Below are 6,216 nucleotides of genomic sequence, written 5' to 3'. Positions count from 1 at the left end.
CTGGATCGAAAAATTTAGCGGCTATCCCGCGAGCCTGAAATAATGCCCTACGGATTACGTGCTTGAGCGCCCTGTTTTGAGCCAAAATTTATTTGAAGGGAAAATATGAAAAACCTATTTCTAGCCGTGCTTGCAGCATTAGCGCTTAGCGGCTGCGCGGGCTTAAAATGCGGCGCAAAAGACGGGCAAGACGTCGCTGAGATCGACGTGCCCGAAGAAGGCTGGACGAGATACCTAGGCACCGACGGCGAGACCAAGGAGGTCGCATTTTTCACGGCGTTTTTCTCCAAACAGTTCCGCCAGAGCCCAAAAGATGGCGAAAAGATCGGCTTCGTGCTTACCAAAAAGAGCGACGAACGCATACCGATAAGGCTCGGCAATATGTATAAGGCGGCAGACGGCGCATTCGCGCTCGCGGATCTTGACGCGCAGAGCGACGTATGGGGCGGAGCCCAGGAGCTACGCAGAGCAAAACGGGCGAAATTTTATAAATTTCAAGAAGGCGGCGTCAAAGTGACGGACTATGAGGCGCAAGGCGGGCTTTGCGAGGCCTTTTACGCAGGCGAAAAGATAAGCGTCAAAAGCGTGCTAAGCCGCCGCACGAGCAATACTGACGGGGCTAGCGGCGAAATTTCCACCGCGCAAACGCAGGGCGAAATTTCGCGCGACGCCGTCAAGGCTTTAAACTCGCAGGAAAAGCCGTCGCCGCAAGGCTCTAGTGAAAATTTAGCGAGCAAAAAGAGCACCGCGCAAAAAACCGAGGGCGAGGCGTTAAAACCGGAGACAGAGGCGCTAAAAAATATTATCTGCTACAGGTAAAAACAAAGTCGATTGAAATTTCAGTTTAATGAGCGAAAATTTTGCTAAAATTTTAAATAAAAATATCTTTTCAAGGAGTAAAGTATGAGAAAAAGCGTTTTATTTTTCCTATTGCCGCTGTTTTTGTTCGGCGGCGAGGCGCAAAAGCAGCTAAACGTCTTTGAGCTAACGCCGTCAAAGATGCCGCCGCAGCAGTTTAAGGTCGAAGCGGTCTTTTCAAAGGAGATCGAAGCCGACTGCAACGACGCGTATCTGATCGGCGGTAAAATAGAGCAAAAAGAGGGCTCGGACGGGCTTTATTACGAGTTTAGCGGCGGTAACGAACTTGCTCAAACGCTGATGCTATGCGACGGCAAGAAGCAAAAGAAGCGGATCTATTACGAGCTCACGCATCCATTCGCCTACGACGGCGGCGAAATTAGAATTTTAGCACCCAAAGACGTCAAGGTCGAGCTTAGAATTTACGAACTCGTAGGGAGCAAAGAGCCTAAAATCCGCAAGATGAAATAATTTCGCAAGAAGCAGGGCAGACCGAGCTTATGCGCGGCGGAATTCTACGGCACATCTGCCGCGCAATGGATTTTTCATCGCACAATGGGTTTGCGCGTAGGCGAGATAAATTTTACGGCGAAGAATGGAATTTCGGCACCGATGGGTCGTTTGGTTAAAATTTCAGTATAATTTTGCAAAAACAAGGAGAGAGCATGTCAGAGAGAATTTTTGAAAGCCTAAAAGAGCTTTTGACGCAGCAGGGGGCGCGCTTCCGCGTCGTAGCTCACGAAAGCGCGGGCACCTCCGCCGAAGTCGCCAAAATCCGCGGCACGCAGCTAGGTCAAGGCGCAAAGGCGCTGGTTTGCACGATCAAGGGCTTTAAGGACGGGCAAATTTCTTTCGCGCAAAATTTAAATTTAACAAGCGTCTATGACGCGCAAAATCTCGACGCTTCCGCCCTTGCGAGCGCTCAAGGCTGCGAAAACGGTGCCTGCGCGGGAAATTTAACTTTAACTGCGGATCAAATCTGCGCCAACGTGCCGCAGCAGCTGAAGCTTCCTAGCGACAAACCCGCGGGCAGAAATGGCAGGATCTACGTCCTAGCGGTCTTCGCAGCAGATCACAAAACCGATCTAAAGCGCTTGGCAGAGGGGCTCGGCGGCACTAAAGCGTCGCTCGTAAGCCCCGATGAAGTGGGCGATCTCACGGACTGCGTCATCGGCTCGGTGCCACCCTTTAGCTTCCACGACAAACTGCTGTTAATCGCCGATCCGTCGCTATTCGGACGCTTTGAAGAGATCGCTTTCAACGCGGGCCTGCTCGATCACTCGATCATTCTAAACGCGCAGGATTACGCGCGCATCGCAGCTCCGCGCATCGTTAGCTTTACCGAAAAGGCTACGGAAGGCGAATAATAGTCGCGCATCGTCCGTTTCACACAAGAAGAGGACTCGGATTAAATTAACCCAAAAGCAAGGGCAGAAAAAGACAGCGCGAGAGTGGTTGTAAAAAGGGCGCTTTGATTTTTGATCTTTTTTCTTCATATTAAGGCTTTAAAATTTTCAGTATGATTAGGAGAAAAGAGATCGCGACCGAAATGAGGGGAAATGTTATGAAGCAGGTGTGGATATTTTTGCTGTGCCTACTTGCGCTATGCGGTATGGAAAATGCTGCGGCTAAGGGAGACGATGCGCCGCGACCGGAGATTTATCATAGTATGAAAGATATTTACGACGATCTACCGATCGCGCAACTGCCGATTCGCTATCCGGGAGAAATTTCGCCCTTAGCGGCTATCGATAAAAATTTACTTGATAAAAATGAGCTGTTTTCGTTCGCAAAGGAGAGCTTTTTAATCGACAATCTAAGCGCGTATTGGGAGAGGATCAAAGACATAAGGGCTTGTCGTTTGTCAAAAAAGAGCGCCAAAACAATTCTGCTAAGGCTTTATCTGGGGGATTTCCAAGATAGCAAGCACGGGCACGAATATATTTTTATGTGCCTTTTAAACGACGCATTTCGTATAAGCGATTGTCGCGAAATTTACGCCGATTACGTGCACTGCGGTAAAAGCAAGCCGCCGATGCGCGCCAAGCAGGAGTTCGTCATCGACGCCGATTTACGCTGCACAGTAACAACGCACTACTATACTTTAGATGCCGGTAAGGAGCTGCACAGAAATGCCTGCGTGCTCGAAATAAAAAACGGCGCAATCGTTACCGAGGATTAAAATCCGAGGCGATTTTGCGAGATGTTTTTGGTCGTAAAGCCGTAAATTCATAAGTAGAGCCGCAAACTGAGACGTGAATTCGCTCTATCTATGAGCCCCGGCTATTTCAAATCGCGATAAAATAACGCTTAAACCGAGCCTCGAATTCGTAATATTGATGAGGCGCTGTTTCGAGCCGCGCCAAAACGGCTCGTAAATCTTTGGTGCACCGCAGCGTCCCACCAAGATGCGTCGCCTTACGGAGTATTTTAACGACGCGAGCGCTTTATTGGTTTTGACTTCCTGCGACAAGCTGAATATCAAATCTGAAATTCTTAGCAAGCCCCGAAAGCAGCGAGGATAAAACATCCAAATTTTAAAATTTAAAAATTTTTAAAAAAATGTGAGTTTAAAAAGAATTAATCGCGACGATATCGCATCGCCGCGACTGAAGAGGGCATCATCGTGCCCGCGAAGGTATTTATTTCATAGCGCCTTGTTGTTTCATCTGATCCATCATCTGCTTAAATATCTCTTTAGCTTGTTTGCAAGTGGCCTCTTGCTGCTCCTTAGGAAGTGCGCTGATCTGATCCATAGACTGCTTTTTTTGATCCTCATACATCTTGACCTGCTGCTCTTGACCGGCTTGTTTGTAGGTATCAACCATCTTATCAAGATCTGCGAAGTACTCTTTGCAGCTATCTGAAAGATCTGCGGCGCTAAGACTTAGCGCAAAGCCAAAACTAGCCAAAACTAAAAGTGATTTTTTCATTTTTCTCTCCTTGTAAAAAATCAGCGAAAGTATATCATTTCGCTTAGTAAATTTGCCTTAAATTTTAATCAAATGCGGCCGTTTTTTTAAATTTATAGCGCTTTTGAAATTTTAAAATTTTACTCTCGCTGCGACGCTTACATTTTTTAAAATTTAACTCGTCTTTAAATTTTAAAATTTAGGCTCGCGGTTTCGCAACTGCCGCCGGTGATTTTTAAAATTTCGCTTCGCAATTTTTAAACTGCATGCGAACCGCCTTAAGCTACATGCGGGCAAATTTTAAGCCCTGAGCCGCTTTTTTAAAATTTCATTTCGTAATTTCGCTACCGCCGCAAAATCACTTCTCTTCAAATCTAATCTGCACCGATTTTTTGTGTGCGCCTAGCCCTTCGGCATCCGCTAGCGCCATGCACGCGCCGCCTAACTCGTCTATGGCGCGTTTATTTAGCGCTATGATCGAGCTTCGTTTGATAAAGTTATAAACCCCCAGAGGCGAGAAAAATCGTGCGCTTCCGCCGGTCGGCAGCGTGTGGTTAGGGCCTGCGAGGTAATCGCCCATCGCTTCTGGCGTGTAGTGACCCAAAAATATCGCGCCTGCGTGGCGTATGCGCGGAAGCAGCTCGTAGGCGTTCTCGGTCGCGATCTCGAGGTGCTCGACCGCAAGCTCGTTCATCAGCTCCACGCACTCGTTCATATCGCGTGCGATGATGATCGCGCCCTTGTTTTGGATGCTAGCACGAGCGATCGGCTCACGCGCAAGCGTAAGCAGCTCGCGCTCGATATGCTCTGCGACGCAAAGAGCGAATTTTTCATCGTCGCTTATCAAAAAGCTGCTCGCGATCTCGTCGTGCTCGGCTTGGCTGAGCAGATCCACGGCGATGTTGCGCGGATTTGCCGCGGCGTTTGCGATGATGCCCACTTCGCTAGGGCCCGCGATCATATCGATATTTACGTCGCCGAACACGAGCTTTTTAGCAGTCGCAACGAAGATATTCCCAGGGCCCGTGATGACGTCTACCTTGTCGATCGTGCGCGTGCCGTATGCCATCGCCGCGATCGCGCTTGCGCCGCCCACCTTGTAGGCCTTTTTGATCCCTAGCACATGCATCGCCGCGAGCAGTAGCTCGTTTACGACGCCGCCCACGGCGGGAGTGCAGACGCTGATATCCTCCACGCCCGCGACGATTGCAGGGATCGCGTTCATCAGAAGCGAGCTCGGATACGCCGCCTTGCCGCCCGGGATATATAGCCCCGCGCGATCTACCGGCGTGATCTTTTGCCCAAGCATCGCGCCGCTTGGATCGAAGCTAAACCAGCTCCTCTCAAGCTGTTTTTCATGATAAGCGTAGATGCGCTCGTATGCGACCCGAAGCGCATTCTTAAGCTCTGCGGTTAAGCCTTCATACGCGCGGCTCATCTGCTCTTGCGTGATAGCCAGATCGCCCTGTACGCGCCATCTGTCAAATTTCTCGATCTGTTCGGCTAGCGCCTCATCGCCGCGCGCTCTGATCTCCTCGATGATGCCGCTTACGACGGGCATTACCGATCTCATATCCGTCTCGCCGCGGCGCACCAACCTCGCAAATTCCTCTTTGAAATTTGTGTCCGTGCTTTTTAAAATTTTCATTTTCGCTCCTTGTAATGCTTGGAATTTTAACGCTTTTTGCTAAATTTCGCCTTTAAGCTTGCGACTGTGTAAATTTAAAAACTATTTGGGCTCGCCGATTTTCAAAAGATTAAGCGAAAATGAAATAAAATAGCCGAAATTTCAGACGGAGAGATGTATGAAAAAGATATTTTTAGCGCTGATCGCGATGGCGACTTTATCGTCGGCGGGGGCCACGGCTTTGTCATCGACGGAACAAGAGGGTCCCGGTATAAGCAAGTTGCAAAGCGAATGCGATAGCAACAATACCTTAGCATGCGTAAATCTCGCCATGGCATACTATTCTGGTGATGGCGTGAAGCAGGATTATGAAAAAGCAAGGGAGCTAAATTTTAAAGCCTGTAGTTTGGGCGACGGCTGGGGTTGCACCACCTTGGGGGCGTCATACGAATACGGCAAGGGCGCGGAGCAAGATTATAAAAAAGCGATCGAACTGTATTCTAAGGCCTGCGACTTAAAAAATAGCATAGCTTGCGGCAATCTGGGTGTTTTATACCACTCAGGCAAGGGAGTAAAGAAAGATTACAAAAAAGCGATCGAAATGCTTTCCAAAGCTTGCGATTTGCAAGAAGGCCGCGGATGCTACAATCTCGGGCTTTTATATGCCTCGGGCGAAGGCGTAAAACAGGATTATAAAAAAGCGAGCGAGCTATATTCTAAAGCTTGCGATTTAAAACATGGCGAAAGCTGCCATAATCTTGGAGTTTTATACGAAAAAGGAGATGTATCTTCAACACCTCCTCACACTCTTTAATTCTC

Annotated in this window: 7 protein-coding genes; 5 read left to right on the top strand and 2 right to left on the bottom strand. The window is 48.7% G+C overall.

The window, feature by feature from the left end; genetic code table 11:
• Positions 1-105: 105 nt before the first annotated feature.
• The 4 genes from Q0413_RS10605 (at position 106) to Q0413_RS10590 (ending at position 3,040) form a co-directional block, all read left to right on the top strand.
• The gene (locus Q0413_RS10605) at positions 106-819 is read left to right on the top strand and encodes a hypothetical protein (RefSeq protein ID WP_298990224.1); all 714 of its coding nucleotides are present in this window, start codon (positions 106-108) and stop codon (positions 817-819) included.
• A gap of 84 nt (positions 820-903) precedes the next feature.
• A complete protein-coding gene (locus Q0413_RS10600; protein ID WP_298990221.1) occupies positions 904-1,329 on the top strand; it encodes an ecotin family protein in 426 nt (141 codons plus the stop codon).
• A 194-nt stretch (positions 1,330-1,523) separates the two neighbouring features.
• Positions 1,524-2,225 (top strand): YbaK/EbsC family protein, encoded by a 702-nt coding sequence (locus Q0413_RS10595; protein WP_298990218.1) that lies wholly within the window; start codon positions 1,524-1,526, stop codon positions 2,223-2,225.
• Between the two features lie 182 nt (positions 2,226-2,407).
• Positions 2,408-3,040: a hypothetical protein gene (locus Q0413_RS10590; RefSeq protein WP_298990215.1), complete on the top strand. Its 633-nt coding sequence runs from the start codon at positions 2,408-2,410 to the stop codon at positions 3,038-3,040.
• Positions 3,041-3,500: 460 nt separating this feature from the next.
• Here the strand turns inward: Q0413_RS10590 and Q0413_RS10585 are convergent, their stop codons facing one another.
• Together Q0413_RS10585 and hisD are read right to left on the bottom strand one after the other, a co-directional pair.
• Positions 3,501-3,791, bottom strand: coding sequence for a DUF5339 domain-containing protein (locus Q0413_RS10585; RefSeq protein WP_291936556.1), 291 nt, complete (start codon positions 3,789-3,791; stop codon positions 3,501-3,503).
• A gap of 337 nt (positions 3,792-4,128) precedes the next feature.
• Entirely contained in the window at positions 4,129-5,418 is a 1,290-nt protein-coding gene (gene hisD / locus Q0413_RS10580) for a histidinol dehydrogenase (RefSeq protein WP_298990211.1), read from the bottom strand.
• Between the two features lie 157 nt (positions 5,419-5,575).
• On the opposite strand from hisD, the gene Q0413_RS10575 reads away from it, so the two are divergent.
• Positions 5,576-6,211 (top strand): tetratricopeptide repeat protein, encoded by a 636-nt coding sequence (locus Q0413_RS10575; RefSeq protein WP_298990208.1) that lies wholly within the window; start codon positions 5,576-5,578, stop codon positions 6,209-6,211.
• Positions 6,212-6,216 lie beyond the last annotated feature (5 nt).

Origin of the sequence: uncultured Campylobacter sp. (assembly GCF_938045465.1) — a bacterium.
Lineage (GTDB): Bacteria > Campylobacterota > Campylobacteria > Campylobacterales > Campylobacteraceae > Campylobacter_B.
The sequence above is the reverse complement of the archived record's forward strand: the minus strand, read 5'-3'. Positions and strand labels throughout refer to the sequence as shown.